This window comes from Streptomyces sp. NPDC001732 (genome assembly GCF_053596315.1).
Genome location: NZ_JBSFFY010000009.1, coordinates 183,776 through 208,918 on the forward strand (window position 1 = coordinate 183,776; position 25,143 = coordinate 208,918).

At 70.7% G+C, this 25,143-nt stretch carries 23 protein-coding genes; 15 read left to right on the top strand and 8 right to left on the bottom strand.

Going from position 1 to position 25,143, the window contains the following annotated elements:
- Positions 1 to 46 precede the first annotated feature (46 nt).
- From deoC to ACWCXX_RS12980, 3 genes are read left to right on the top strand one after another with little or no spacing between them, the layout of a single operon-like run.
- On the top strand, positions 47 to 1,009 hold the full coding sequence (gene deoC / locus ACWCXX_RS12970) for a deoxyribose-phosphate aldolase (protein WP_451126465.1): 963 nt from the start codon (positions 47 to 49) through the stop codon (positions 1,007 to 1,009).
- 5 nt (positions 1,010 to 1,014) lie between these two features.
- Positions 1,015 to 2,454, top strand: a complete 1,440-nt coding sequence (locus ACWCXX_RS12975) for an aldehyde dehydrogenase family protein (RefSeq protein WP_451126393.1) — start codon at positions 1,015 to 1,017, stop codon at positions 2,452 to 2,454.
- Entirely contained in the window at positions 2,444 to 3,349 is a 906-nt protein-coding gene (locus tag ACWCXX_RS12980) for an aldehyde dehydrogenase family protein (protein WP_451126394.1), read from the top strand. The genes ACWCXX_RS12975 and ACWCXX_RS12980 overlap by 11 nt, the downstream gene beginning before the upstream one ends.
- A 124-nt stretch (positions 3,350 to 3,473) precedes the next feature.
- Here the strand turns inward: ACWCXX_RS12980 and ACWCXX_RS12985 are convergent, their stop codons facing one another.
- Entirely contained in the window at positions 3,474 to 3,893 is a 420-nt protein-coding gene (locus tag ACWCXX_RS12985) for a hypothetical protein (RefSeq protein WP_451126395.1), read from the bottom strand.
- A gap of 63 nt (positions 3,894 to 3,956) precedes the next feature.
- Here ACWCXX_RS12985 and ACWCXX_RS12990 point away from each other — a divergent pair, with 63 nt between their 5' ends.
- Complete coding sequence (locus ACWCXX_RS12990; protein WP_451126396.1) at positions 3,957 to 4,691, top strand: uridine kinase; 735 nt, start codon at positions 3,957 to 3,959, stop codon at positions 4,689 to 4,691.
- A gap of 323 nt (positions 4,692 to 5,014) precedes the next feature.
- On the opposite strand, the gene ACWCXX_RS12995 is transcribed toward ACWCXX_RS12990, so the two are convergent.
- Positions 5,015 to 5,794, bottom strand: coding sequence for a SigE family RNA polymerase sigma factor (locus ACWCXX_RS12995; RefSeq protein ID WP_451126398.1), 780 nt, complete (start codon positions 5,792 to 5,794; stop codon positions 5,015 to 5,017).
- A 192-nt stretch (positions 5,795 to 5,986) separates the two neighbouring features.
- Here ACWCXX_RS12995 and afsQ1 point away from each other — a divergent pair, with 192 nt between their 5' ends.
- The 5 genes from afsQ1 (at position 5,987) to ACWCXX_RS13020 (ending at position 9,875) form a co-directional block, all read left to right on the top strand.
- Positions 5,987 to 6,664, top strand: coding sequence for a two-component system response regulator AfsQ1 (gene afsQ1, locus ACWCXX_RS13000; RefSeq protein ID WP_176729344.1), 678 nt, complete (start codon positions 5,987 to 5,989; stop codon positions 6,662 to 6,664).
- Complete coding sequence (locus ACWCXX_RS13005) at positions 6,661 to 8,199, top strand: ATP-binding protein (protein WP_451126400.1); 1,539 nt, start codon at positions 6,661 to 6,663, stop codon at positions 8,197 to 8,199. Before afsQ1 ends, ACWCXX_RS13005 begins: the two co-directional genes overlap by 4 nt.
- The gene (locus ACWCXX_RS13010; RefSeq protein ID WP_451126402.1) at positions 8,196 to 8,819 is read left to right on the top strand and encodes a hypothetical protein; all 624 of its coding nucleotides are present in this window, start codon (positions 8,196 to 8,198) and stop codon (positions 8,817 to 8,819) included. Before ACWCXX_RS13005 ends, ACWCXX_RS13010 begins: the two co-directional genes overlap by 4 nt.
- Before the next feature lie 207 nt (positions 8,820 to 9,026).
- Positions 9,027 to 9,581, top strand: coding sequence for a VanZ family protein (locus tag ACWCXX_RS13015; RefSeq protein ID WP_451126404.1), 555 nt, complete (start codon positions 9,027 to 9,029; stop codon positions 9,579 to 9,581).
- A 93-nt stretch (positions 9,582 to 9,674) separates the two neighbouring features.
- Positions 9,675 to 9,875 carry a PspC domain-containing protein gene (locus tag ACWCXX_RS13020; protein ID WP_451126406.1) on the top strand — a complete coding sequence of 67 codons (201 nt, stop codon included), beginning with the start codon at positions 9,675 to 9,677 and terminating at the stop codon, positions 9,873 to 9,875.
- Positions 9,876 to 9,951: 76 nt separating this feature from the next.
- On the opposite strand, the gene ACWCXX_RS13025 is transcribed toward ACWCXX_RS13020, so the two are convergent.
- Complete coding sequence (locus tag ACWCXX_RS13025) at positions 9,952 to 10,284, bottom strand: hypothetical protein (RefSeq protein ID WP_451126408.1); 333 nt, start codon at positions 10,282 to 10,284, stop codon at positions 9,952 to 9,954.
- A 163-nt stretch (positions 10,285 to 10,447) separates the two neighbouring features.
- Entirely contained in the window at positions 10,448 to 11,599 is a 1,152-nt protein-coding gene (locus ACWCXX_RS13030; RefSeq protein WP_451126409.1) for an adenosine deaminase, read from the bottom strand.
- 102 nt (positions 11,600 to 11,701) lie between these two features.
- Here ACWCXX_RS13030 and ACWCXX_RS13035 point away from each other — a divergent pair, with 102 nt between their 5' ends.
- Together ACWCXX_RS13035 and ACWCXX_RS13040 are read left to right on the top strand one after the other, a co-directional pair.
- On the top strand, positions 11,702 to 12,463 hold the full coding sequence (locus tag ACWCXX_RS13035; RefSeq protein ID WP_451126411.1) for an alpha/beta hydrolase: 762 nt from the start codon (positions 11,702 to 11,704) through the stop codon (positions 12,461 to 12,463).
- A gap of 821 nt (positions 12,464 to 13,284) precedes the next feature.
- Positions 13,285 to 13,935 (top strand): hypothetical protein, encoded by a 651-nt coding sequence (locus ACWCXX_RS13040; protein ID WP_451126413.1) that lies wholly within the window; start codon positions 13,285 to 13,287, stop codon positions 13,933 to 13,935.
- A gap of 111 nt (positions 13,936 to 14,046) precedes the next feature.
- Here ACWCXX_RS13040 and ACWCXX_RS13045 read toward each other — a convergent pair whose 3' ends face one another.
- Positions 14,047 to 15,000: a LysR family transcriptional regulator gene (locus ACWCXX_RS13045; RefSeq protein WP_451126415.1), complete on the bottom strand. Its 954-nt coding sequence runs from the start codon at positions 14,998 to 15,000 to the stop codon at positions 14,047 to 14,049.
- Positions 15,001 to 15,062: 62 nt separating this feature from the next.
- On the opposite strand from ACWCXX_RS13045, the gene ACWCXX_RS13050 reads away from it, so the two are divergent.
- The 3 genes from ACWCXX_RS13050 (at position 15,063) to ACWCXX_RS13060 (ending at position 18,580) form a co-directional block, all read left to right on the top strand.
- The gene (locus ACWCXX_RS13050; RefSeq protein ID WP_451126417.1) at positions 15,063 to 16,397 is read left to right on the top strand and encodes an MFS transporter; all 1,335 of its coding nucleotides are present in this window, start codon (positions 15,063 to 15,065) and stop codon (positions 16,395 to 16,397) included.
- 238 nt (positions 16,398 to 16,635) lie between these two features.
- Positions 16,636 to 17,352: a L,D-transpeptidase family protein gene (locus ACWCXX_RS13055; protein WP_451126419.1), complete on the top strand. Its 717-nt coding sequence runs from the start codon at positions 16,636 to 16,638 to the stop codon at positions 17,350 to 17,352.
- 235 nt (positions 17,353 to 17,587) lie between these two features.
- Positions 17,588 to 18,580, top strand: coding sequence for a sigma-70 family RNA polymerase sigma factor (locus ACWCXX_RS13060; protein ID WP_451126421.1), 993 nt, complete (start codon positions 17,588 to 17,590; stop codon positions 18,578 to 18,580).
- A gap of 223 nt (positions 18,581 to 18,803) precedes the next feature.
- Here the strand turns inward: ACWCXX_RS13060 and ACWCXX_RS13065 are convergent, their stop codons facing one another.
- Positions 18,804 to 19,199 carry an STAS domain-containing protein gene (locus tag ACWCXX_RS13065; RefSeq protein ID WP_451126423.1) on the bottom strand — a complete coding sequence of 132 codons (396 nt, stop codon included), beginning with the start codon at positions 19,197 to 19,199 and terminating at the stop codon, positions 18,804 to 18,806.
- A gap of 406 nt (positions 19,200 to 19,605) precedes the next feature.
- Here ACWCXX_RS13065 and ACWCXX_RS13070 point away from each other — a divergent pair, with 406 nt between their 5' ends.
- The gene (locus ACWCXX_RS13070) at positions 19,606 to 22,911 is read left to right on the top strand and encodes a S8 family peptidase (protein ID WP_451126425.1); all 3,306 of its coding nucleotides are present in this window, start codon (positions 19,606 to 19,608) and stop codon (positions 22,909 to 22,911) included.
- Between the two features lie 117 nt (positions 22,912 to 23,028).
- On the opposite strand, the gene ACWCXX_RS13075 is transcribed toward ACWCXX_RS13070, so the two are convergent.
- Together ACWCXX_RS13075 and ACWCXX_RS13080 are read right to left on the bottom strand one after the other, a co-directional pair.
- Positions 23,029 to 23,619, bottom strand: a complete 591-nt coding sequence (locus ACWCXX_RS13075; protein WP_451126427.1) for a Uma2 family endonuclease — start codon at positions 23,617 to 23,619, stop codon at positions 23,029 to 23,031.
- A gap of 114 nt (positions 23,620 to 23,733) precedes the next feature.
- Positions 23,734 to 25,011, bottom strand: coding sequence for a thymidine phosphorylase (locus ACWCXX_RS13080; protein ID WP_451126429.1), 1,278 nt, complete (start codon positions 25,009 to 25,011; stop codon positions 23,734 to 23,736).
- Positions 25,012 to 25,143 lie beyond the last annotated feature (132 nt).

The window sequence follows — 25,143 nt, forward strand, 5'->3', positions numbered from 1 at the left end:
CCCCTGTACAGGCCGCTACGCGCGTAGATATGCTCCTCTGGTGACCATGCCCACCACAGCTCCCGCATTCGCCGACGCGACCGCGTCCGACAGTGCGCTGCGCCGCTTCCTGCACGGGCTGCCCGGCGTCGACGCCGTCGGCCTCGAAGCGCGTGCCGCCTCCCTCGGAACCCGTTCGATCAAGACGACGGCCAAGGCGTACGCCATCGACCTGGCCATCTCGATGATCGACCTGACGACGCTGGAAGGCGCGGACACCCCGGGCAAGGTCCGGGCCCTCGCCGCCAAGGCCGTCAATCCCGACCCGACCGACCGCACGACTCCGCGCACCGCGGCGGTCTGCGTCTACCCCGACATGGTGCCCACCGCCGCTGCCGCGCTGGCCGGCTCCGGCGTGAAGGTGGCCTCCGTGGCGACGGCCTTCCCCGCCGGGCGCGCCGCGCTCGACGTGAAGCTCGCGGACGTCCGCGACGCCGTGGCCGCCGGGGCCGACGAGATCGACATGGTGATCGACCGGGGCGCCTTCCTCTCCGGCCGTTACCTGAAGGTGTACGAGGAGATCCTCGCCGTGAAGGCGGAGTGCGCGCGGCCCGACGGCCCCGACGCCCGCCTGAAGGTGATCTTCGAGACGGGCGAGCTGTCCACGTACGACAACATCCGCCGCGCCTCCTGGCTCGGCATGCTGGCGGGCGCCGACTTCATCAAGACGTCGACCGGCAAGGTCTCCACCAACGCCACGCCCGCGAACACCCTGCTGATGCTGGAGGCGGTGCGCGACTTCCGGGCGCAGACCGGCGTACAGATCGGCGTGAAGCCGGCCGGCGGCATCCGCACCTCCAAGGACGCCGTCAAGTTCCTGGTGCTGGTGAACGAGACCGCGGGCGAGGACTGGCTGGACAACCACTGGTTCCGGTTCGGCGCCTCCAGCCTGCTGAACGATCTGCTGATGCAGCGTCAGAAGCTCAGCACCGGCCGTTACTCCGGCCCCGATTACGTGACGGTGGACTGATCCCCATGGCATCTGCATTCGAATACGCGCCCGCGCCCGAGTCGCGCTCGATCGTCGACATCGCGCCCTCGTACGGCCTGTTCATCGACGGCGAGTTCACCGACGCGGCCGACGGCAAGGTCTTCAAGACCGTCTCGCCGAGCAGCGAGGAGGTGCTCTCCGAGGTCGCGCAGGCGGGGGCGGCCGACGTGGACCGGGCGGTGAAGGCGGCCCGCAAGGCGTTCGAGAAGTGGTCGGCGCTGCCCGGCTCCGAGCGTGCCAAGTACCTCTTCCGGATCGCCCGGATCGTCCAGGAGCGCAGCCGCGAGCTCGCCGTCCTCGAAACCCTCGACAACGGCAAGCCGATCAAGGAGACCCGCGACGCGGACCTCCCCCTGGTCGCGGCGCACTTCTTCTACTACGCGGGCTGGGCCGACAAGCTGGACCACGCCGGTTTCGGCGCGAACCCGCGTCCGCTCGGTGTCGCGGGCCAGGTCATCCCGTGGAACTTCCCGCTGCTGATGCTGGCCTGGAAGATCGCCCCGGCGCTCGCCACCGGCAACACGGTGGTCCTGAAGCCCGCCGAGACGACCCCGCTCTCCGCGCTGTTCTTCGCGGACATCTGCCGCCAGGCGGGCCTGCCCAAGGGTGTCGTGAACATCCTTCCGGGCTACGGGGACGCGGGGGCCGCCCTCGTCGCGCACGAGGACGTGAACAAGGTCGCCTTCACCGGTTCGACCGCGGTCGGCAAGGCCATCGCCCGCCAGGTCGCCGGCACGGACAAGAAGGTCACCCTCGAACTGGGCGGCAAGGGCGCCAACATCGTCTTCGACGACGCCCCCATCGACCAGGCCGTCGAGGGCATCGTCACCGGCATCTTCTTCAACCAGGGCCAGGTCTGCTGTGCCGGTTCGCGCCTGCTCGTGCAGGAGTCGATCCAGGACGAGCTGCTGGACGCCCTGAAGCGCCGGCTGTCCACGCTCCGGCTGGGCGACCCGCTGGACAAGAACACCGACATCGGCGCGATCAACTCCGCGGAGCAGCTCGCCCGGATCACCGCACTCGCCGAGACGGGCGAGGCGGAGGGCGCCGAGCGCTGGTCCGCGCCCTGCGAACTGCCCTCCGCCGGTTACTGGTTCGCCCCGACGCTGTTCACCAACGTCACCCAGGCGCACACCGTCGCGCGCGACGAGATCTTCGGCCCGGTGCTTTCGGTGCTGTCCTTCCGCACCCCCGACGAGGCGGTCGCCAAGGCCAACAACAGCCAGTACGGCCTCTCGGCCGGCATCTGGACGGAGAAGGGCTCCCGCATCCTCGCGGTGGCGAACAAGCTCCGGGCGGGCGTCGTCTGGGCCAACACGTTCAACAAGTTCGACCCGACCTCGCCCTTCGGCGGCTACAAGGAGTCGGGCTTCGGCCGCGAGGGCGGTCGTCACGGCCTGGAGGCGTACCTCGATGTCCGATAACCGTCTGAGCGTCTTCAAGACCTACAAGCTGTACGTCGGGGGCAAGTTCCCCCGTTCCGAGAGCGGCCGGGTGTACGAGGTGACCGACTCCAAGGGCAGGTGGCTGGCGAACGCCCCGCAGTCCTCCCGCAAGGACGCGCGTGACGCGGTCGTGGCCGCCCGCAAGGCGTTCGGCGGCTGGTCGGGCGCGACGGCGTACAACCGCGGCCAGATCCTCTACCGCATCGCGGAGATGCTGGAGGGCCGCAAGGACCAGTTCGTGCGGGAGGTCGCGGAGGCCGAGGGCCTGTCGAAGTCCAAGGCGGCGGCCGTCGTGGACGCGGCGATCGACCGCTGGGTCTGGTACGCGGGCTGGACCGACAAGATCGGCCAGGTGGTGGGCGGGGCGAACCCGGTCGCGGGCCCGTTCTTCAACCTGTCCACGCCCGAGCCGACCGGGGTGGTCGCGGTCCTGGCCCCGCAGGAGTCGTCGTTCCTGGGCCTGGTCTCGGTCCTCGCCCCGGTGATCGCGACCGGCAACACCGCGGTCGTCGTCGCCTCGGCAAACGCCCCGCTGCCCGCGCTCTCCCTGGGCGAGGTGCTCGCCACCTCCGACCTGCCGGGCGGCGTGGTGAACGTCCTGTCCGGCAGGACGGCGGAGATCGCGACGCCGCTCGCGTCCCACCAGGACGTCAACGCCATCGACCTCACGGGTGCGGACGCCGCGCTCGCGAAGGAGCTGGAGATCGCGGCGGCGGACAACCTGAAGCGCGTCCTGCGCCCGCAGGTCACCGACGGCGACGGCACCGCGGACTGGACGGCCACCCCGGACACCCACCGTCTGACGGCCTTCCTGGAGACGAAGACGGTCTGGCACCCGACGGGCGCGCTGGGCGCGTCGGGCTCCTCGTACTGAGGCACTGACCAACCCTCCCCGTGCCCCGGGCCGGCCCGTGTGTTCCCCCCGACCGCCGGCCGGCCCGTGCGGCAGGGCGGCGGCCCGCTCCTCCGGAGTCCCGGAGGGGCGGGCCGCCGTCGTTTCAGCCGCCGTGCAGCGCCTGGGCCACCGGCCCCACCACAGGCAGGTCCTTCAGCGCGCCGCCGCTGGTCAGCGGGTCGGTGACGGCGGTCGTGGAGAGCGGCTTGAAGTCGGCGATCTGGGTCTCCAGGCCGTTGTCCAGCGGGTCCGTGCCCGTCCCGGCCAGCGGGTCGAGGCGCAGATGCGTGACCGGGGCGATGCCGTGCTTGAGGGACTGCCCGAGCGCCCCGGCCACCGCGCCCGTCGCCGCGTCGGCGTCCTCGCCGAGGCCGGTGTCGGCACCCGCGACCGGTGCGAGGGGCAGCGGCGCCGCCTGGGCCGCCGCACCTCCCGCACCGAGCGCGGCACCCACCGCGGTGACGGTCAGACCTGCCCGCAGCAGGGCGCGGCGCCGGGACTTGGAAACTGCGTGACGTGCCATGTGGTTCCCACCTGATCGAGACGATCGAGTAATCATCTGAGTGCGTAGAGTAGTTGAGGTGTGATGCTGGATACCAACACGGGTACCGGGGGATCCCCTGCGCGGGTGGATGCCTCACACTCGTGTCCTGTGAATTCCCAACCGATCCCGACCCGCGTGGTGCTTCTCGCGGGCCCTTCCGGCTCCGGCAAGTCCTCCCTCGCCGCCCGCACCGACCTGCCGGTGCTGCGCCTGGACGACTTCTACAAGGAGGGCGACGACCCCACGCTGCCGCTCGTTCCCGGCAGCACGGACATCGACTGGGACTCCGCACAGTCCTGGGACGCGGACGCGGCGGTGGCCGCGATCGTCGAACTGTGCCGCACGGGACGCACGGACGTCCCGGTCTACGACATCGCCACGAGTGCGCGGGTCGACCGGGAGACCCTCCACATCGAGCGCACGCCGCTGTTCGTGGCCGAGGGGATCTTCGCGGCCGACATAGTCGAGCGGTGCCAGGAACTGGGCGTGCTCGCCGACGCGCTGTGCCTGCGCGGCCGTCCGACGACGACGTTCCGCCGCCGACTGCTGCGGGACCTGCGCGAGGGCCGCAAGTCGGTGCCGTTCCTGCTGAGGCGCGGCTGGCGGCTGATGCGGGCGGAACGGCGGATCGTGGCCCGGCAGACGGCTCTGGGCGCGTACCCCTGCGGCAAGGAGGAGGCCCTGGGCCGCCTGGCCGCCGCCGCGGCGGGCCGATGCCGCCGGGCACCCGCCTCACACGGAACGGCGAACGGCGTGCCGGCGAAGCCCGGCCCGTGAAGGACCGGGCCGGCGGGAAACCGGGTCGGCGGGAAAACAGGTCCCTGAGGAACCCGGCCGGTGAGGAACCGGATTGGTGGAGAACCAGGTCCCTGAAGGGGCGGGCCGGTGGAGAACCGAGCTCGCGGAGAACCCGGCCCCGAAGAACCCGGCCCGCAAACACCCCGGTTCATGCCGACGGGGCCGGACAGGACCCCCCGGCCTGTCCGACCCCGCAGCTTTTCCCTTTTTCCCTTTTCCCCCGTACTACGCCGCCTCCCCCGAAGCGGCGCCCCCGTAGGTCCCCCTGGTTTCCCCCTTGATCCCCCTGCTCCCCCTCGCCTTCAGGCCACCAGCTCGCCGAAGGACTCCTCCTGGTCACGGCCGAAGCTGAGGACCTCGTCCTCACGCAGCCGGCGGAGCGACCGCCAGATGCTGGACTTCACCGTGCCGACACTGATGTCGAGGATGGCCGCGATCTCCGGATCGGTGCGGCCCTCGTAGTAGCGCAGGACCAGCATCGTGCGCTGGAGTTCGGGCAGCCGCGCCAGCGCCTGCCAGAGCACGGCGCGCAGTTCCGTGCCGCGCATCGCGTCCGTGTCGCCCGCCGTCTCCGGCAGCTCCTCGGTCGGGTACTCGTTGAGCTTGCGCCTGCGCCAGGCGCTGATGTGCAGGTTCGTCATGGTGCGGCGCAGGTAGCCGCCGACCGCCGCCTTGTCGCTGATCCGGTCCCACGCCCGGTACGTCGAGAAGAGGGCGCTCTGCAGCAGGTCCTCGGCCTCGAACCGGTCACCGGTCAGGTGATAGGCGGTCGCGTACAGAGAGGCGCGGCGCTCCCGGACGTAGGCGGTGAACGCCGCTTCGGCGTTCTCGGCCTGCGCCGGGGCCTTCCGCTCCCCCGTGCCCTCCCCGTACGCGCTGCCCCCGTTGTTCCCCCCGTTGCCCCCCGCAGGAGCGTCGACCACCGTCATGCACGACGCGTGCTGACGCCCGGCACCACGAACGCACCCCCGCCCTCCCCCGAGGTCCCGGCTGCGCTCCGTCCCGGACTTCTCGGTGCTCCGGCCGACATCGTGGAGACGCGTGACAACTGCGCTTGCGGTGATGCTGTGAGTTGTGTTCATCTCGCGCCCCCCATCGGTGGAGTCCGTCCGTTCCTTGTGTCGAAGAGCTTGCCGGGGCAGTTTCATGGCGTTGTCCGCCGACTGTCACAGGCCTGTCACAGGGGCTGTCGCCCGTGCGCCGGGGGTGCGCCGGGGGTATGAGTCGGCCGCAACGGTCGAACTGGGGCTCCCCCATGGGTCAGAATGACCAGCGTGCCTTTCCTGTTGCTGATCGAGGACGACGACGCCATCCGCACGGCCCTCGAACTCTCGCTGTCGCGCCAGGGCCACCGCGTGGCCACTGCGGCGACGGGAGAGGACGGCCTGAAACTGCTGCGTGAGCAGCGGCCGGATCTGATCGTGCTGGACGTGATGCTGCCCGGCATCGACGGTTTCGAGGTGTGCCGGCGCATCCGGCGCACCGACCAGCTGCCGATCATTCTGCTGACCGCGCGCAGCGACGACATCGACGTCGTGGTCGGGCTGGAGTCCGGCGCGGACGACTACGTGGTGAAGCCCGTGCAGGGCCGGGTGCTCGACGCCCGTATCCGCGCGGTGCTGCGCCGCGGCGAACGCGAGTCCACCGACTCCGCCTCCTTCGGGAACGTGGTGATCGACCGGTCCGCGATGACCGTGACCAAGAACGGGGAGGACCTCCAGCTCACGCCGACCGAGCTGCGGCTCCTGCTGGAGCTGAGCCGCCGTCCGGGCCAGGCCCTGTCGCGGCAGCAGCTGCTGCGGCTGGTCTGGGAGCACGACTACCTCGGTGACTCCCGGCTGGTGGACGCCTGTGTGCAGCGGCTGCGCGCCAAGGTGGAGGACGTGCCGTCCTCACCGACCCTGATCCGTACCGTCCGTGGTGTGGGCTACCGGCTGGACTCGCCTCAGTGAGCGATGCCACCGCGCGGCGCCTGCTGACCGGGCTCCGCTGGACCAGTCTGCGGCTGCGTCTCGTCGTCGTGTTCGGGCTGGTCGCCCTGACCGCCGCGGTCTCCGCCTCGGGAATCGCGTACTGGCTGAACCGCGAGGCCGTACTGACCCGTACGCAGGACGCCGCGCTCGGGGACTTCCGCCAGGAGATGCAGAACCGGGCGGCCACGCTGCCGCTGCACCCCACCAAGGACGATCTGCAGAACGCCGCCACACAGATGGCGAACAGCTCGCCCGGCTACAGCGTGCTGCTGGTCGACGAGCGCGACGCGGGCAAGCCGATCGTCGGCAACTCCGACCTGGACACCTTCACGCTCGACAACGTGCCGCGGGCGTTGCAGAAGGCCGTGAACGAGAAGCAGGCGCTGGAGTCGGGCAACAAGTACGAGTACCACCTGTTCTGGCAGCGGACCAGCATCCGGGGCACCCCGTACCTGGTGGGCGGCACGAACATCGTCGGGGGCGGCCCGACCGGTTACATGCTGAAGTCCCTCGACCAGGAACGGCAGGACCTCAACTCCCTCGCCTGGTCGCTGGGGATCGCCACCGGGCTCGCGCTGGTGGGCTCGGCACTGCTCGCGCAGGCCGCGGCGACGACCGTGCTGCGCCCCGTGCAGCGGCTCGGCGACGCCGCCCGCAAGCTCGGCGAGGGCAAGCTCGACACCCGCCTCACGGTGTCCGGCACGGACGAACTGGCCGATCTCTCCCGTACGTTCAACAGGACCGCGAGTTCGCTGGAGAAGCGGGTCGCGGACATGAGCGCCCGGGAGGAGGCGAGCCGACGGTTCGTCGCCGACATGTCGCACGAGCTGCGCACCCCGCTCACCGCGCTGACCGCCGTCACCGAGGTGCTGGAGGACGAGGCGGACGGTCTCGATCCGATGATCGCGCCCGCGGTGCATCTGGTGGTGAGCGAGACCCGGCGCCTCAACGACCTGGTGGAGAACCTGATGGAGGTGACCCGCTTCGACGCGGGCACGGCCCGGCTGGTCCTCGACACCGTCGACGTCGCCGACCAGGTCACCGCCTGCATCGACGCCCGTGCCTGGCTGGACGCGGTGGACCTGGACGCCGAGCGCGGCATGATGGTCCGCCTCGACCCGCGCCGCCTCGACGTGATCCTGGCGAACCTGATCGGCAACGCGCTCAAGCACGGCGGTTCGCCGGTACGGGTCGCGGTGCGGACCGAGGGCGACGAACTCGTCATCGAGGTCCGCGACCACGGCCCCGGCATCCCCGAGGACGTGCTGCCGCACGTCTTCGACCGGTTCTACAAGGCCAGCGCCTCGCGCCCGCGCTCCGACGGCAGCGGTCTCGGCCTGTCGATCGCCATGGAGAACGCACACATCCACGGCGGGGACATCACGGCCGCGAACTCGCCGGACGGCGACGGCGCGGTGTTCGTGCTGCGGCTGCCGCAGGACGCCGAACAGCTCCCCCGCTCCGACGAGGGACACGGCACCGGGGCCCGGGACGAGGAGGGCGACGCGACATGAGGGACGGCAAGAACCGTCGGACGCTCCGTCCGGCCCTGGCACTGACCGGGGCGGTGGCCGGGGCTGTGCTGCTCTCGGCCTGCGGGATCAGATCCACGTCGGTGCCGGTGGACGCCGGGGCCGCGCCGTCCCAGGTGCCCTGCACGACGTCCGCGAAGAACGTGGCGACGCAGGACCTGCGAGGGGAGCCCGTACAGGTCTACCTGGTCTGCTCCTCGCAGCTGGTCACGGTGGACCGTACGGTGCGGACGACCGACGGGACCGGGCCGAACCGGGTCCGGGTCGCGCAGGAGCTCCTCGACGAGCTGCGCCGGAAGCCGCCCGCCGACGAGCGGAAGGCCGGGTACTCCACGACCGTCCCGGAGACCCTCCGGGTCGGCCCGGCCCGCACCGGCGACCGGCCGGGCGCGCTGCGGCTGAGCAAGCAGCCGGAGGACCTGCAGTCCGAGGCACTGGCCCAGATCGTGTGCACGTACGCGGAGAACAAGTCGCTCGCCCCGGACGGCACGGTGGTACTGGGCGGCCCCGGGAACTACGAGCCGCGCGGATACCTGTGCACCTCGGAGATGAAGACCCGCCCCATGACGGTACCGACCCTGGGCATGGGCACGGGGCTTTGACGGCAGGCGCACGGGTTCGGGCACGGGTGCGGCTACGGACACGGACGTAGATACGGGCACGGCCGTCGGCACCGGTACGGGCACGGGTTCGGGCGCAGGTAGGGGCGCAGGCACGGGCCTTCTCCTCCCCTGCCCCAGCCTTCCTCGCCCCGGACCGGATTCCAGCGATGCGGAACCGATCCTGCCGTGTGACGCGTCTTGGGGGGCGTGCGTCAAGGTTCGGACGGTCAGACCGTCATCCGTGTCCGCGCGGCCGGGGCATCTCTCCTCCTCGCGCATCTGCTGTTCGTCGGGTGGATGACCCTGCGCCCGCTCGATGTGCCCTGGATGACTGCCTCCAATCTGCAACCACTCGCCGGCATCAGAGCGGACCTGTCCCTCGGCCCCGTCGAGGCCACCCGTCGGATCGGCGAAGGGCTGCTGCTGCTCGCCCCGCTCGGCGTGCTGCTGCCGATGGCCGGGGGTCGGCTGTTCGTCTCCCCGTGGGCCTCGTTGGCCCGCACCGCCGCCGCGGGCGCGCTGATCTCGCTGGGCATCGAGCTGGCGCAGACCGGCGTCCCCGGCCAGGTCGTCGACGTCGACTCGCTGCTCCTGAACACCATCGGCGTGGCCTTCGCCCATCTGCTGGTCGTCCCCATGTGCCGGGCGCGGCTGCGCCGCCGGAAGCAGGAGCAGGAGCGGGACGGGGCGGTGCCCCACCCCAGGGGTGAGAGGGGTCAGGGTGCGACCCCGACGATTCCCAGGGTCGGGATCGCCCCGTAGATCGACGCTTTGCCCCTGTTCGTCGGGCCACCATGGATGCATCGGGAGCACGACGGAGCTGCTCCCCAGCAACGGTTCGCGAAGGAGCCCACCATGGCCGCACTTGCCCGCCCCCAGGACGGACGCATGATCGGCGGAGTGTGCGCAGCGCTGGCACGGCGCTTCGGCACCTCCGCGGGAACCATGCGGATCATCTTCCTGGTCTCCTGCCTGCTGCCTGGGCCGCAGTTCCTGCTCTACCTGGCGCTGTGGGTGCTGTTCCCCTCCGAGAAGACGTCGGCCACCGCCTGGTGACCTCGTACGTGCATACGCCTGTGGGCGGACACCCGGTCCGGGTGTCCGCCCACAGGCGTATGCACGTGGTGCGGGATCAGCCGCCGAGCGGGAGGTTGCTGGTCGACAGACCGTTGGCGGTCAGGCCGTTGGCGTTCAGGCCACCTGCGGGCAGACCGCCGATCAGACCCTTGGCCGGGGCGGTGACGTCGCCGACGAGCTTCTGCTGGCCCTTGCCGAGGAGCGTGGTGGCGGTGTCCTCGACCGGCAGGGCCCGGGTCGCGGTCTCCAGCGCCGCACCGGCGACCGGCAGGGCGGTGGTGGCGGCGTCGGCCGGCAGTACGGCGGCGGAGGCGGTGCCCGCGGCGGCAGCGGCGAAAGCGGCACCGAGAACGGCGACGCCGAGAGTCCTGGCAGCAGACTGCTTCATGTGAAATTCATCCTTGGGGAGAGGGACGTGGCGTCTGAAAATTAGTCAGCCCAGCGCCTTCCCGCAAACATGACGACACGCGGAAAATTCGAAAGAAGATCGAAAAAAGAAGGCCGACGCCCGGGAGATTGCCGTCCCGGGCGCCGACCGCGCCGTCACCGAATCAGTCGGTGGAGGCGGAAGACACGCTGGTCGCAGCGGTCTGCTCGAAGAGCCACTCGGACTTCAGCTCGGCGTATCCGGGCTTGATCACGTCGTTGATCATCGCCAGACGTTCATCGAAAGGAATGAATGCCGACTTCATCGCATTGACGGTGAACCACTGCATGTCGTCGAGCGTGTATCCGAAAGTCTCGGTCAACTTCTCGAATTCATTGCTCATGGTCGTACCGCTCATCAAGCGGTTGTCCGTGTTCACAGTGGCCCGGAAATGCAGCTTCCGCAGCAGCCCGATGGGGTGCTCGGCGTACGAGGCGGCGGCGCCGGTCTGCAGGTTGGAGGTCGGGCACAGCTCCAGCGGGATGCGCTTGTCCCGTACGTAGGAGGCGAGGCGGCCGAGCTTCACGCCGGTGTCCGTGACCTCGATGTCGTCGATGATGCGGACGCCGTGGCCGAGCCGGTCCGCGCCGCACCACTGGAGGGCCTGCCAGATCGACGGCAGCCCGAACGCCTCGCCCGCGTGGATGGTGAAGTGGTTGTTCTCGCGCTTGAGGTACTCGAAGGCGTCGAGGTGGCGGGTGGGCGGGAAGCCCGCCTCCGCGCCCGCGATGTCGAAGCCGACGACGCCCTGGTCGCGGTAGCGGTTGGCGAGTTCGGCGATCTCCAGGGAGCGGGCGGCGTGCCGCATCGCGGTCAGCAGCGCCCCCATCCGGATGCGGTTGCCGTCCTCACGGGCCCTGCGCTCGCCCTCGCGGAAGCCCGCGTTGACCGCCTCGACGACCTCTTCGAGGGTCAGCCCGGCCTCCAGGTGCTGCTCGGGGGCGTACCGCACCTCGGCGTAGACGACCCCGTCCGCGGCAAGGTCCTCGGCGCACTCGGCGGCCACCCGGAACAGCGCCTCACGGGTCTGCATGACGGCGCAGGTGTGGGCGAACGTCTCCAGGTAGCGCTCCAGCGACCCGGAGTCGGCCGCCTCGCGGAACCAGATGCCGAGCTTGTCGGGCTCGGTCTCGGGAAGTGCGTCGTAGCCGCTCGCGCGAGCGAGGTCGACGATCGTTCCCGGGCGCAGACCACCGTCGAGATGGTCGTGGAGAAGGACCTTGGGGGCACGCCGGATCTGATCCTGGCCGGGCAGGTGAAGGGTCGGGCTCATCATCTGCGCACTCTAGCGCCTACGCGCGTAGATGTCGCTTGTCGATACGTAACAGTGACCGCGAATACGGGTGGCGTACACCCGCCCTTCTGACACTGTTCTGCCATGGCACAGCGCGCACTCCCCCTGCCTGCTGCGAGGCTGGGACGGGCCGTCGGAACGGCCGGAGCACCAACAGCGGTCAGCGGCGTGGTTCTGCTGCTCCCGGACGGCGAGGCCGACTCGCACCGCCGACCTTCCCCCATCTCCTACGCACTCCAACTCCCCCTGGCCCGCACTCTGGCCCGCGCGGGCCGCGAGGACGGACTCGCCACACACGTGGTCCGTTACCGCTGCCGCGGCTGGAACGCGACGGCCGCCCATCTCGCGGCGGACGCCGAGTGGGCGGCGGACGAGGTCGTACGACGATACGGCGACGTCCCCGTCTGCCTGGCCGGCCACGGCATGGGCGGCCGAGCAGCCCTCCGCGCGGGCGGCCACCCGGCGGTCAGCTCCGTCCTCGCGATGGCCCCCTGGCTACCGGAGGACGAAACCGACCCCCCGGAGCCGGTGAAGCACCTGCTCGGCCGCCAGGTCCTCCTGGTCCACGGCACCAACGACGCCCGCACGGACCCCGAACTCTCCTTCCGCCTGGCCGAACGCGCCAAGAAGACCAACCGCGACACCTGCCGCTTCGAGGTCCACTCCGACGGCCACTCCCTCCGCCAGCACCGATCCGAAGTCTCAGCCCTGGCAACCGACTTCATCCGAGGCTCCCTCTTCGACCGTCCCTACGCCCGCCCCGTCGCCGACGCCCTCGCGGCCCCGCCACCCCTGGGCCTGCGGATGCCACTGGCGGCGGGATTCGGCAAGTCCTTGCGGAACTGAGGGGTTGAGGAGGTGAGAAGAGGCGAGAAGTCGAGGAGGGGAGAAAATGATTCGAGACGATCGCACCGCACGAACACCAACCCGCCAGCCGAGCAGGACAACCCCTATGACCGTTATGCCGGAATCTATGAGAGTAAGTAAAATCGACACCCTGCCGCGATAACGTCGCAGGTCACGAACTGTGGTCCCCGCGCGTGCGGGGTTGGTCCCGAGGGGGATCGTCCGGTGCCGGGGGCGGAGCTGTGGTCCCCGCGCGTGCGGGGTTGGTCCCCAGATCCGTCCGCAGCGGGCGACGCCGAGCGTATGGTCCCCGCGCGCAGGGAGCAGGCCTCGCGACCAGCAGTGATGCGCCGCGAGCACCCGGATTTCGAGCACTTTCACTGATACCGACCGTACCGACATGGCCTTGTTCGGGCGGTCGAGTTCAGGGGCGGGGGCAGTCTGGTGGGAGTACAGCCACAGCAGGGTTCGCCGACAGGCCGCCGCACTGATCCTCAGCCACACCAGAACGGCGGCGCCGGTCGCGTGAGATCGAGGCTGCCATGGTGGCCGCGCTGGGCCACGTCGCGTGCCTCGCCGAGGCCATCGCCGACCAGCAGATCGACGTAAAGTCCGGGCGGGTGCAGTCACTCGCGGCGCTCAGCGGGTGCGAGACCGTCGACGCTGCCGCGCGCGGAGCGCAAGCCGTATCCACGCGACCGAATCCGTCACCTTTCCCGCGCTATTCGATCACAAATCCGTCACTTCCGGAGTACGCGTCTCACCCGATCACAAGGCCCAGCTACGGTCATTCCTCTATGAACCACCATTGGGGGGACAACTTGAGCACCCGCACAGTCACTGCCGCGCTCGCCTGCCTGGCTGCCATTGCCCTGACCGGATGCGAGCCGGCCACCACCGCCCAGCAGCCCGCCTCCCAGCAGTCCACCACTCCGCCGCCTTCCCCGGCCGTCTCGGACGCTGCACTGCCGGAGAAGGACGACAAGCCCGTTGAGCGCGCGACCGTCGCGGACTTCGTCGGCATGGGTCTGCAGTCCGCGCAGGACAAGGCGCAGGCCGACGGCTTCCATCTCCTGGCGTCCCATGACAGTGCCGGTCGTGGCCGCATGCAGGCATTCGACCGGAACTGGAAGGTCTGCACCCAGAACCACAAGGCGGGGAAGAGCCTCCCGGTCGACACCAAACTCGACTTCGGAGCGGTGAAGCTTGAGGAGTCCTGCCCGTCCAAGGACGAGAAGGATCCTGCTCCGGCCGGGAACACCATGCCCAACTTTGTTGGAAAGTCCGTCAAGGTGGCGCGAGGAGCCCTCGACTCGGGCACCTCGATCACGGTCACCGACGCCCGCGAAGACCGCATGGTCCTGATGGAGAGCAACTGGAAGGTCTGCACCCAGGCCCCGAAGGCGGGAGCGGTGCTCAACGGCCGGCCTGTTGAGTTCGCTGCAGTCAAGTTCGACGAGTCCTGCCCGTAGACGACAGGAAAGCCCCCGCCGAAGGGCGAATTCCAGGGGCGTTGTTCGTGGCCCCCGCACCCGTGGAACCCGTAACGGCAAAGGACGCCCCCGCCCCTCGCCGCCATCCCCTCAATCCGGCAGCAGGTTCCCCCGGCGGGACAGCAGGAAGCGTTTGAAGGCGGCCACCGGTGGGGTGTCGGGGTGGCCGTCGAGCCAGGCGACGCCGATCTCTCGGGCGGCTCTCGGGGCGGTGACCGTCAGTTCGACGACTCCGGGGCGGGGCACTGCCGGAGGGGGGAGGAGGGCCACGCCGAGGCCGGCGGCCACCAGGCCGCGGAGGGTTTCCGCCTCTTCGCCCTCGAAGGCGACGCGAGGGGTGAAGCCCGCCTCGGCGCACAGGTCGTCGGTGATCCGCCGCAGGCCGTAACCCGGTTCCAGGGTGACGAACTTTTCGTCGGCGGCCTCCGCGAGGCGGATGCGGCGGCGGCCGGCGAGGCGGTGGTCCTCGGGGACGACGAGGCGCAGGCGTTGTTCGTCCAGTCGGCGGGCGACCAGGTCGGGGGCGTCCGGGACGGGTGAGGTGAGGCAGAGGTCGAGGCCGCCGGCCCGGAGGCGTTCGATCATCGCCTCGCCGTAGTTCTGCACGAGCTGGAAGCGGACGCCGGGGTGGTCGGCGCGGAAGGCGCGGATCAGGGCGGGCACGGTCTCGGAGCCCATGGTGTGCAGGAAGCCGAAGGCGACCTTTCCGGTGGCCGGGTCGGCGTCGGCCCGTACCGAGTCGGCGGCCTTCTCCACCTCGGCGAGGGCCCGCTCGGCGGAGCCGAGGAAGGTGCGGCCCGCCGGGGTGAGGGAGACGGTACGGCCCTTGCGGGCGAACAGGGCGACGCCCAGGTCCTGTTCGAGCCTGGCCATCGCCCGCGACAGCGTCGACTGGGGGATGCCGAGTTCCTGCGCGGCGCGGGTGACGTGCTCGTGGCGGGCCACCGCCTCGAAGTGGGCCAGCCTCGGCGCGAGGACTGCGCAAATGTCTTCTTCGTAACTACTGGGTGACAGTCGAGGCTGTGAGCTGCGTTCATGCACCATGGGATTGATTATCGCCACTTCATGCATTGGACGCATGAAACCGGGGCGCCTACTTTCGAAGCATGCCTCCTGCCAGTACCGGGGCGTCCACGCTCGTCGTGGCCGCCTCGCCCCAGCCGTCCCCCCTCGCCTCCCCCGTCGCCGCGCCCGTCGCCACCGCCGACCCGGCCGCGACGGATCGCCTCGAACCCGGCCGCCCCGGCTACCGCCGGATGAGCTTCGCGCTCTTCGCCGCGGGTGTCGCGACCTTCGCGCTCCTCTACTCCACCCAGGCCCTGCTGCCCGCCGTCTCCGCCTCCCTCGGCGCCACGGCCGGCCAGGCCAGCTGGACGGTCTCCGCCGCCACGGGCGCGCTGGCGCTGTGCGTGCTGCCGATGAGTGCGCTCTCCGAGCGGTTCGGGCGGCGGCAGATGATGACCGCGTCGCTGACGGTCGCCGTACTGGTCGGGCTGCTCGTGCCCTTCGCCCCCTCGCTGGGCTGGCTGATCGCGCTGCGCGCCGTCCAGGGCGCGGCGCTGGCCGGACTGCCCGCCTCCGCGATGGCGTACCTGGCGGAGGAGGTACGGCCGAAGGCGCTGGTTGCCGCGATCGGGCTGTTCGTGGCCGGCAACAGCATCGGCGGCATGAGCGGTCGCATCGTCACCGGCTGGATCGCCCAGCTGTGGGGCTGGCGGGCGGCGCTCGGCGCGGTGGGGCTGATGGCCCTGGCCTGCGCGGTCGTCTTCCACTTCATGATCCCCCGGGCCCGGCACTTCACCCCCGGAACGCTGAACCCGAAGGCCCTCGCCAGGACCGTGGGCGGGCACCTCTCCGACCCGCTGCTGCGCCGGCTGTACGCGATCGGCGCGCTGTTCATGACGGTATTCGGCGCGGTCTACACGGTGATCGGCTACCGCCTGGTGGAGGCGCCGTTCAACCTCCCGCAGGGTGTCGTCGGCTCGATCTTCCTGGTCTACCTCGTCGGTACGGTCTCCTCCGCCGCGGCCGGCAAGCTGGTCGCCCGGCTCGGCCGCCGGGGCGCGCTGTACCTCGCCGTCTCCACCACCGCCGCCGGTCTGCTGCTCTCCCTCGCCGACCAGCTGGCCGCCGTGCTCCTCGGCCTGGTCCTGATCACGGCGGGCTTCTTCGCCGGGCACGCGGTCGCCTCCTCGTCCGTGAGCCGTACGGCCACGAAGGGCCGGGCCCAGGCGTCGGCGCTCTACCAGTCCGCGTACTACCTGGGTTCCAGCGCGGGCGGCACGCTCGGTGCGGTCGCCTTCCACGCGGGCGGCTGGGCCGGGACCGTGTCGCTGGGGCTGTTCGCGGTCCTCGGCGTCGTCTCGATCACGCTGTACGGCTCGCGGGTCGCCCGCGCCGAGCGGCTCCGGCTCGCACCGGTGGCGTCCGCACGGGCCTGAGCCCCGGCAGCGCACTTGGCGGTACTCGTACGGGTACCGGCTCCCGCATTGCGCCGGGAACCGGTGCCCGTACGGGGCCGGAAGCCGGTGCCCGCACCGGACCGGGAACCAGTACTGGTACGGGGCCGGAATTCGACGCCCGTGCAGAACCGAGACGCCCGGCGCACAACCATCGACTCCCCGACGCGCGTCTAGCAGGCGGAAACACCTCACGGCGCGCGAAGGGGAGTTGGCGTACATGGGAGTCGCGGGGAACATACGGGGAGTACGGCTGCGGCGCGGCATCGCGCTGACGGTCGCGGGGCTGACCTCGGTGCCTGCCCTGATCCTCGGTACCGGCGGATCGGCGCAGGCGGCGTCCTGCACGACGTCCACCGGGCCGTACCAGAAGCAGGTCGAGAAATACCTGCACCGGCCGGTCGACGGCAAGCAGTCGTCGGCCGACTGCAAGGCGATCCGGTCGTTCCAGAGCACGTACGGGGTCACCCCCACCATCGGGTACGCGGGACCGGTCACCTGGCGCACGATGAAGACGCTCACGGCCCAGAAGGCGGCCGGCAAGAACCCGAACAAGGCCAAGAAGTGCCCCACCAACAAGGGGCGCATCGCGTGCGTCGACCTGACCCGGCAGCTGAGCTGGATCCAGGACGGCAGCAAGCTGAAGTTCGGCCCCGTGCCGGTACGGACCGGACGCAACGGCTACGAGACCCGCACCGGGTCGACGAAGATCTACTGGCGGCACATCGACCACGTCTCGTCGATCTACCACGTGGCCATGCCGTACGCCCAGTTCTTCGACGGCGGGCAGGCGTTCCACTCGGTGGGCGTGAAGATGTGGAACCCGCCGGGGTCGCACGGCTGCGTCAACATGCGGTCCGCCGACGCGAAGTCCTACTGGAAACTGCTGAGGAACGGCGACGACGTCTACGTGTACGGGCGCAAGCCCGGCACCTGATCCCGGCCCGGCCGACCCGGCCGACCGGGTCCGGAGTCGTCCCCGAGCCGCCCCTGATCCGTCCCGGCCGCGCCCCGGAGCCCGGTCGGAATCCGCCGCGAACATGGCTGGAACCCGCTTGGGATGCGGCCGGCGCAGGGGCGGCTTCGGCGCTTTCCGCCTCTGTTGTCAGTGGCCTGCTGTAGCTTCCGAAGTGCTCAAGTGGGCGGTGGCACAGCGCAACAGGGGTGGAGCGATGAGTGATCTGACGGCGACGACGGACATCGGCAGCCGTCTGGAGGGACACCGGGTCGAGCTGACCGGCTACTGCTACCGAATGCTCGGCTCGGCCTTCGAGGCGGAGGACGCCGTGCAGGACACGCTGGTGCGTGCCTGGCGGAACTTCGAGAAGTTCGAGGGGCGTTCCTCGCTGCGGTCCTGGTTGTACCGCATCGCCACCAACGTCTGTCTGGACATGCTGAACGCGGGCAACAAGCGGGCCCGTCCCGTCGATCTGACAGGGCCGACGCCGCTCGCCCAGGCGGCGCTCAACCCGCTGCCGGAGAACACCTGGCTGGAGCCGATGCCGGACGGACGCATCCTGCCGACGGTGGCCGACCCGGCGGAGGCCGCCGTGGCGCGGGAGTCGGTGCGGCTCGCGTTCGTCGCCGCGCTCCAGCACCTGCCGCCCAAGCAGCGGGCCGTGCTGATCCTGCGCGAGGTGTTGGCCTGGAAGGCGAGCGAGGTCGCCGAGCTGCTGGACACCTCGGTCGCCTCCGTCAACAGCGCCCTCCAGCGGGCACGGGCCACCCTCACGGAACACGAGGGGAAGCCCGTGGACACCACGAATCCGCTCGACGAGGAGCAGCGCAAGCTCCTGGAGCGTTACGTGGCGGCCTTCGAGGGGTACGACATGGCGGCGCTGACCGCGCTGCTCCACGAGGACGCCGTGATGACCATGCCGCCGTTCGACCTCTGGCTCCAGGGGCACGACGACATCACCGGCTTCATGCTCTCCATCGGCGCGAGCTGCGCGGGCTCCCGCCTGGTGGCGACGTTCGCGAACGGCACCCCGGCGTTCGCCCACTACAAGCCGAATCCGGAAGGGCCCGGGTTCGTGCCGTGGGCGGTGCAGGTCATCGACATCTCGGAGGGCTCCATCACCGGGATGCACTGCTTCCTGGACACGCCGCGCTGGTTCCCGCTCTTCGGGCTGCCGGACCACCTCGACGACGACGCGGCGGCATGAGGCCGCGCCGGTGAGACGCGGCGTGCGGAACGGGCTGGTGGCCGACTGGGGGTGCCGGTGGCCGGGGGCTGACCCAGCGGAGGGGTGAGCCCGCCGCCACCGGCCTCTCCGCCCCGGTGACGCCTCCGGCCTCCGAGGCGGAGAGGCTCGGAGACCGGAGGGCCCAGGACGCGGAGAGGCCGGGACGCGGAGAGGCCGGGACGCGGAGGGGCAGCGGAGTCGCTCAGCCCGTGGCCTCCCCGGCTGCCGTCCCGCACCCCGCATCCGGCACGTCCGACACATCCCTCGGATCCAGCACACCCGGTGCATCCCCCGCATCCGTCACGTCCACCACGTCGGCCAGCCCCACCAGGTCCAACAGGCTCCGCAGCTCCGGGGGCGTGTTGCGCAGTCGTAGCCTTCGGCCGCCCGCCCGGCGCGCGACGAGCCCCAGTCGCGCGATCGCCTCGACCAGGGCCAGGTCCGCCCGCACGACCCCGCCCACATCGCAGTCCACCCCGGCCTCCGGGGCGCGGGCGGCGCCGTCGGGGCCGGACAGCAACGCTTCCAGCTCGGCACAGAGTCCCGGCACCGCGTCCCTGGTGACGCGGCCGGTGACGACGAGAACGATCGGGGTCATGGCTTCCACATCAGGAGAGACCGATGTGGCGGCCGAAACTCATCGCTGCCCGATCCCGCTCCTCCCGCTTCCCCGCTTCTCCACTTCCCCGCTTCTCCACCCCCTGCTTCCCCTCGGCCGTCATGCCCTCGCAGCCCCCACCCGGCCCCGGGGTTGCTCTGAACAGTGCCGTCCCGAGGCACCCCCGAGGCGTCCCGAGCCATTCCGGACCGATGATCTTTCGTCAACTTCGTTTATCTGTGCGACTTCTGTGAACCCGTACGCTCAATTCCCCCTCTAGGTACGTGAACCGGTCGGCACCGGCGTCCCCGCCCTGCCGACTGACCAGTGGCCCTCGGGGCCGCCTGATTCTCCAGGGGGAGAGTTGCGCAAACACGTGAAAAATGCGTGTGTTTCAACCGTCGCCATGGCCGCTGCCGTGGCGCTCGCGGCCGGGATGACCAGCCCGGCCGTCGCACAGCCCGACACCGCACGGACGACCGGCGGCAAGTCCCTGACCCAGCACCGGTTGACGCTGATCACCGGTGACCGCGTCACGGTGGACGCCAAGGGCCGGATCGTCGACTTCCGCGCCGCCAAGGGCCGCGAGCACATACCCGTGCAGCGCCAGATACACAACGGCCACACCCTGCTCGTCCCGGCCGACGCACACCGGCTGATCAGCTCCGGGAAGCTGGACCGCCGACTGTTCGACGTCACCGAGCTGAGCCGCGCGGAGAACCGCCGGGCCCAGAAGGCGGGCCTGAAGCTGATCGTCGCCTACCGGGGCGCGAAGGCCGCGACCGCGAAGGCCGAGGTCCACGACGCAGGCGCCACCCGGGTCGCCCGGACCCTGAAGACCCTGAACGCCGAGTCGGTGATCACCCCGCAGCGCGACGCCCGGGACATCTGGCAGGCACTCACCAGCAAGACCTCACGCGGAGGCCAACTCACCACCGCCGCCGGGATCGACCGGGTCTGGCTGGACGGCGTGCGCAGGGCGAGCCTCGACAAGAGCGTCCCGCAGATCGGCACCCCGGCCGCGTGGAAGGCCGGTTACACCGGGAAGGGCGTCAAGATCGCCGTTCTGGACACCGGAGTGGACGCCACCCACCCCGACCTCCAGGGGCAGATCCTCGACACGAAGAACTTCACCGCCTCCCCGGATGCCAAGGACCGGGTCGGCCACGGCACCCACGTCTCGTCGATCGCGGCCGGTACGGGCGCCAAGTCGGGCGGCAAGTTCAAGGGCGTGGCCCCGGACGCCAAGCTCATCGAGGGCAAGGTCCTCGACGACGACGGCTTCGGCGACGACTCCGGCATCCTGGCCGGGATGGAGTGGGCGGTCGCGCAGGGCGCCGACATCATCAACCTGAGCCTCGGCGGCAGCGACACCCCCGAGGTGGACCCGCTGGAAGAGGCGGTCAACAAGCTGTCGGCCGACAAGGGCGTCCTGTTCGCCATCGCGGCGGGCAACGAGGGCTCCGACGCCGGAACCGTCGGCTCCCCCGGCAGCGCGGACGCCGCGCTGACCGTCGGCGCCGTCGACGACAAGGACAACCTGGCGGACTTCTCCAGCCGCGGCCCGCGCATCGGCGACAGCGCGATCAAGCCCGACGTCACCGCCCCCGGCGTGGACATCACGGCAGCCGCCGCGCCCGGCTCCGCCATCGACCAGGAGGTCGGGCAGAACCCGCCGGGCTACCTGACGATCTCCGGCACCTCGATGGCGACCCCGCACGTCGCGGGCGCCGCCGCGCTCCTCAAGCAGCAGCACCCGGAGTGGAAGTACGCCGAGCTCAAGGGCGCGCTCACCGCTTCGACGAAGCCGGGCGCGTACACCCCGTTCGAGCAGGGCACGGGCCGGATCGCCATCGACCGGGCGATCGCCCAGACCGTCGTCGCCGAGCCGGTCTCGGTGAGCTTCGGCCTGCAGCAGTGGCCGCACACCGACGACACCCCGGTCACCAAGAAGCTGACGTACCGCAACCTCGGCACCAGCGACGTCACCCTCGACCTCGCGGTCACCGCGACCGGGCCGAAGGGCAAGCCCGCCCCGGCCGGCTTCTTCACCCTCGGCGCCGACAAGGTCACCGTCCCCGCGGGCGGCACCGCCGACGTGCCGCTGACCGCGGACACCAGGCTCGGCGGCACGGCGGACGGCGTCTACTCCGCGTACGTCGTCGGGACCGGCGGCGGCCAGAGCGTCCGCACGGCGGCCGCGGTCGAGCGCGAGATCGAGTCGTACGACGTCACCGTCAAGACCATCGGGCGCGACGGCAAGCCGGCCCAGTTCGCCGAGACCAACCTCTTCGGCCTCTCCGGAACGGCGATCGGCCAGTGGCTCTCCCCCCCGAGCACCGACGGCACGGCCAAGGTCCGTGTCCCCAGGGGCGGTTACACCCTGAACGGGGCCGTCACCGTGGACCCCGAGGACTACGTCAAGGGCACCGACTGGCTGTCCCAGCCGAAGCTGGACGTCACCAAGAACCTCACCGTGACGCTCGACGCGCGCAAGGCGAAGCCGGTGAACATCACCGTGCCCGCCACCGGGACGAAGTCCCTGCTGGCCGCGCCCGACCTCCAGCTCGCGGCCGACGCCGGCACCTACACCTACGGCTGGATCCTCGACACGTACAAGAACTTCCGCACCGCGCACTTCGGCCCGGCGGTGACCGACGGATCGCTCTCCCAGCACTGGCTCGGCAGCTGGTCCAAGGGCGCCTCGACCCGGTACGACATCGCGACCGGCGGCCCGGTGACCCGGGCGGCCACCGGTTTCGAGCGGAAGTACACCACCGCGCAGCTGGCCAAGGTCGGCCTCTCCCTCGGCTCGCCCGCCAAGGGCAAGACCGGTGAGATCGCCGCCACGGGCTGGCTGCCCGGCTCGGACAACAGCTGGTCGGCCTGGTCCCTCCACAAGGTCCCCGGCAACGTCACCGCCTACGTCTCCACGGCCGACAAGGTGCGTTGGAACTTCGACTTCAGCCAGCTCGGCGGGGTCGACGAGGACGGCTACCCGGTGTACGAGGCGCAGTACTCCCTCGGCGCCCCGCAGTCCTTCAAGGCGGGCAAGTCCTACACGAAGAAGGTCAACACCGCGGTGTTCGGCCCTGCGGTCAACTCCGAGTACGGCATCGTCCGCGACGGCAACGACATCATCGGCATGCTGCCGCTGATGGCCGACGGAAGCGGCAACATCGGTGGTTCCGCCTACAGTTCGGCCAAGACGGTCCTGTACCGCAACGGCAAGAAGCTCGCCCAGAACGAGGACCCGCTGACGGGCGAGACCCCCATGACCGTGCCGTCCGGTGTCGCCGACTACCGGCTGACGACCTCGGTGCGGCGCAGCACCGCGCTCTCCGCGGTCTCCACCCGGATCGACGCGAGCTGGACCTTCCGCTCCAAGCGGACCTCGGCCCCGGCCATGCTGCCGGTCTCCACGGTGCGGTTCACGCCCAACGTCACCTCCGACAGCAGGGTCACGGCCGGCCGGACCGCTTCCGTGCCCGTGACGGTGCAGGGTGCCGCCGCCGGTAAGAACCTCAAGTCGCTGACGGTGTACGTCAGTTACGACTCCGGCAAGACGTGGAAGAAGTCCACGGTGAAGAAGGGCAAGCTCTCCGTGAAGAACCCGGCGAAGGGGAAGTCCATCTCCTACCGGGCGAACGTCACGGACAAGAAGGGCAACAAGTCGTCGGTGTCGATCTACAACGCCTACTTCGGCAAGTGACCGACCCCGGGCGGTGAGCCGACAGGCCCCCGCCCACGCACGACAGCGGCCCGCCGGGACGGATCCCTCCGCCCCGGCGGGCCGTTCGCGTCCCCGCACCGCACCCGTGGGAGCTTCTCAGCCCACCGGGAACACCCCGGTGTCCAGGACGAGCCCGAACGGCTCGGGCAGCGTCAGCTTCTCCCCGTACTCGACCGTGTCCAGCACCCGGTAGGTACCACCTTCGGGCTCCCCGTACAGCGTGGCGGTGGGGCGGCCCGAGTGCCACGGGTCGAGCAGCAGGAACAGCTCGACACCGGCCTTCGCACATCCGCGCACCTTGCCGACGCGGTCGTGGTTGGCGTTGGCCTTCGAGGTGATCTCGACGACGAGCCGGGCCTCTTCGGCGGGGACGCGGTTGCCCGGTCCGGTCGCCACGGCACGCGGTACGACGACGAGGTCGGGGATGTAGAGCCCGGACCGGCCCGGTACCGAGACGCCGAGTGTCTGGTAGATCCCCCGGTCCTCCGGAATGACGCTGTAAAGCCTGCGCTGCAGCAGCTCCGCGGTGGTGTTGTGGTCGTTGGACGGCGGCGGCGCCACGGTGACGATCTCTTCGATGATCTCCACCTTGCAGCCCTCGGGAGCGTCCGTCTCCTCCCGGATCCGGACGAGGTCGTCCCAGTCCCGGCCGTGGTCCGGAGCGGGACCGCCGGTGAGTGCGCTCATGGCGGTCTCTTCCTGTCGGTGCGTCATCTCATCGGTGCGTCACCGGGTCCAGCATGCCGAACGGGACCGGCGGCGGTCCGCCGGTCCCGTTCACCCGTATGGGAAAGCCGCAGGTCAGGCGATACGTTCCCGCACCACGGGGGTGGCGGTGAACGCCGTGCCCGCCGGGGCGATGTCGTACGCGTCGGGCAGGGCCTTCAGCGCGTAGTCGAACTTCTCCGGGGTGTCGGTGTGCAGCGTCAGCAGCGGCTGGCCGGCCGTGACCGTGTCGCCCGGCTTGGCGTGCAGCTCGACGCCCGCGCCCGCCTGCACCGGGTCCTCCTTGCGGGCCCGGCCCGCGCCGAGGCGCCAGGCGGCGACGCCGATGTCGTACGCGTCCAGGCGGGTCAGTACGCCGGTGGACGGGGCCGTGACCACGTGCTGCTCGCGGGCGACCGGGAGCGGCGCGTCCGGGTCGCCGCCCTGGGCGGAGATCATGCGGCGCCAGACGTCCATCGCGGAGCCGTCGGCGAGGGCCTTCTCCGGGTCGGCGTCCTTGAGGCCCGCCGCGTCCAGCATCTCGCGGGCCAGGGCGAGGGTGAGGTCGACGACGTCCTTCGGGCCACCGTCGGCCAGCACCTCGACGGACTCGCGCACCTCCAGGGCGTTGCCCGCGGTCAGGCCGAGCGGGGTGGCCATGTCGGTGAGCAGGGCGACCGTCCGCACCCCGCTGTCGGTGCCCAGGGCGACCATGGTGGAGGCCAGTTCGCGGGCGTCCTCGATGGTCTTCATGAAGGCGCCGGAGCCGACCTTGACGTCCAGGACGAGCGCGCCGGTGCCCTCGGCGATCTTCTTGGACATGATCGAGCTGGCGATCAGCGGGATGGCCTCGACGGTGCCGGTGACGTCGCGGAGCGCGTACAGCTTCTTGTCGGCGGGGGCGAGCCCGTCACCGGCGGCGCAGATGACCGCGCCGGTGGTGTCCAGGACGTCGAGCATCTCCGCGTTGGAGAGGTGGGCGCGCCAGCCGGGGATGGACTCCAGCTTGTCCAGCGTGCCGCCGGTGTGGCCGAGGCCCCGGCCGCTGAGCTGCGGCACGGCGGCGCCGCAGGCGGCGACCAGCGGGGCGAGCGGCAGGGTGATCTTGTCGCCGACGCCGCCGGTGGAGTGCTTGTCGGTGGTGGGCCGGGAGAGCGAGGCGAAGTCCATCCGCTCGCCGGAGGCGATCATCGCGGCGGTCCAGCGGGCGATCTCGGTGCGGTTCATGCCGTTCAGCAGGATCGCCATGGCCAGCGCGGACATCTGCTCGTCGGCGACCTCGCCGCGGGTGTACGCGTCGATGACCCAGTCGATCTGCTCGGGGGTCAGCTCGCCTCGGTCCCGCTTGGTGCGGATGACGGAGATGGCGTCCATGTCCTGGGAGTCCTTCCGGCCGGTACGTACATACGTGCATGCGGTACACGAGAGTCCCGAATGACTCTACGCGCATAGAGGGTGGAGATGGGAGTGGCCCTCCCGAGGGGCGGGAGGGCCACGGTGAACGGG

Bases quoted from the DNA above. Each gene is read 5' to 3' on its own strand.
- deoC (WP_451126465.1), top strand. From the start codon at position 47: ATGCCCACCACAGCTCCCGCATTCGCCGACGCGACCGCGTCCGACAGT.
- ACWCXX_RS12975 (WP_451126393.1), top strand. From the start codon at position 1,015: ATGGCATCTGCATTCGAATACGCGCCCGCGCCCGAGTCGCGCTCGATC.
- ACWCXX_RS12980 (WP_451126394.1), top strand. From the start codon at position 2,444: ATGTCCGATAACCGTCTGAGCGTCTTCAAGACCTACAAGCTGTACGTC.
- ACWCXX_RS12985 (WP_451126395.1), bottom strand. From the start codon at position 3,893: ATGGCACGTCACGCAGTTTCCAAGTCCCGGCGCCGCGCCCTGCTGCGG.
- ACWCXX_RS12990 (WP_451126396.1), top strand. From the start codon at position 3,957: ATGCTGGATACCAACACGGGTACCGGGGGATCCCCTGCGCGGGTGGAT.
- ACWCXX_RS12995 (WP_451126398.1), bottom strand. From the start codon at position 5,794: ATGAACACAACTCACAGCATCACCGCAAGCGCAGTTGTCACGCGTCTC.
- ACWCXX_RS13010 (WP_451126402.1), top strand. From the start codon at position 8,196: ATGAGGGACGGCAAGAACCGTCGGACGCTCCGTCCGGCCCTGGCACTG.
- ACWCXX_RS13020 (WP_451126406.1), top strand. From the start codon at position 9,675: ATGGCCGCACTTGCCCGCCCCCAGGACGGACGCATGATCGGCGGAGTG.
- ACWCXX_RS13025 (WP_451126408.1), bottom strand. From the start codon at position 10,284: ATGAAGCAGTCTGCTGCCAGGACTCTCGGCGTCGCCGTTCTCGGTGCC.
- ACWCXX_RS13030 (WP_451126409.1), bottom strand. From the start codon at position 11,599: ATGATGAGCCCGACCCTTCACCTGCCCGGCCAGGATCAGATCCGGCGT.
- ACWCXX_RS13035 (WP_451126411.1), top strand. From the start codon at position 11,702: ATGGCACAGCGCGCACTCCCCCTGCCTGCTGCGAGGCTGGGACGGGCC.
- ACWCXX_RS13045 (WP_451126415.1), bottom strand. From the start codon at position 15,000: ATGGTGCATGAACGCAGCTCACAGCCTCGACTGTCACCCAGTAGTTAC.
- ACWCXX_RS13050 (WP_451126417.1), top strand. From the start codon at position 15,063: ATGCCTCCTGCCAGTACCGGGGCGTCCACGCTCGTCGTGGCCGCCTCG.
- ACWCXX_RS13055 (WP_451126419.1), top strand. From the start codon at position 16,636: ATGGGAGTCGCGGGGAACATACGGGGAGTACGGCTGCGGCGCGGCATC.
- ACWCXX_RS13060 (WP_451126421.1), top strand. From the start codon at position 17,588: ATGAGTGATCTGACGGCGACGACGGACATCGGCAGCCGTCTGGAGGGA.
- ACWCXX_RS13065 (WP_451126423.1), bottom strand. From the start codon at position 19,199: ATGACCCCGATCGTTCTCGTCGTCACCGGCCGCGTCACCAGGGACGCG.
- ACWCXX_RS13070 (WP_451126425.1), top strand. From the start codon at position 19,606: ATGGCCGCTGCCGTGGCGCTCGCGGCCGGGATGACCAGCCCGGCCGTC.
- ACWCXX_RS13075 (WP_451126427.1), bottom strand. From the start codon at position 23,619: ATGAGCGCACTCACCGGCGGTCCCGCTCCGGACCACGGCCGGGACTGG.
- ACWCXX_RS13080 (WP_451126429.1), bottom strand. From the start codon at position 25,011: ATGGACGCCATCTCCGTCATCCGCACCAAGCGGGACCGAGGCGAGCTG.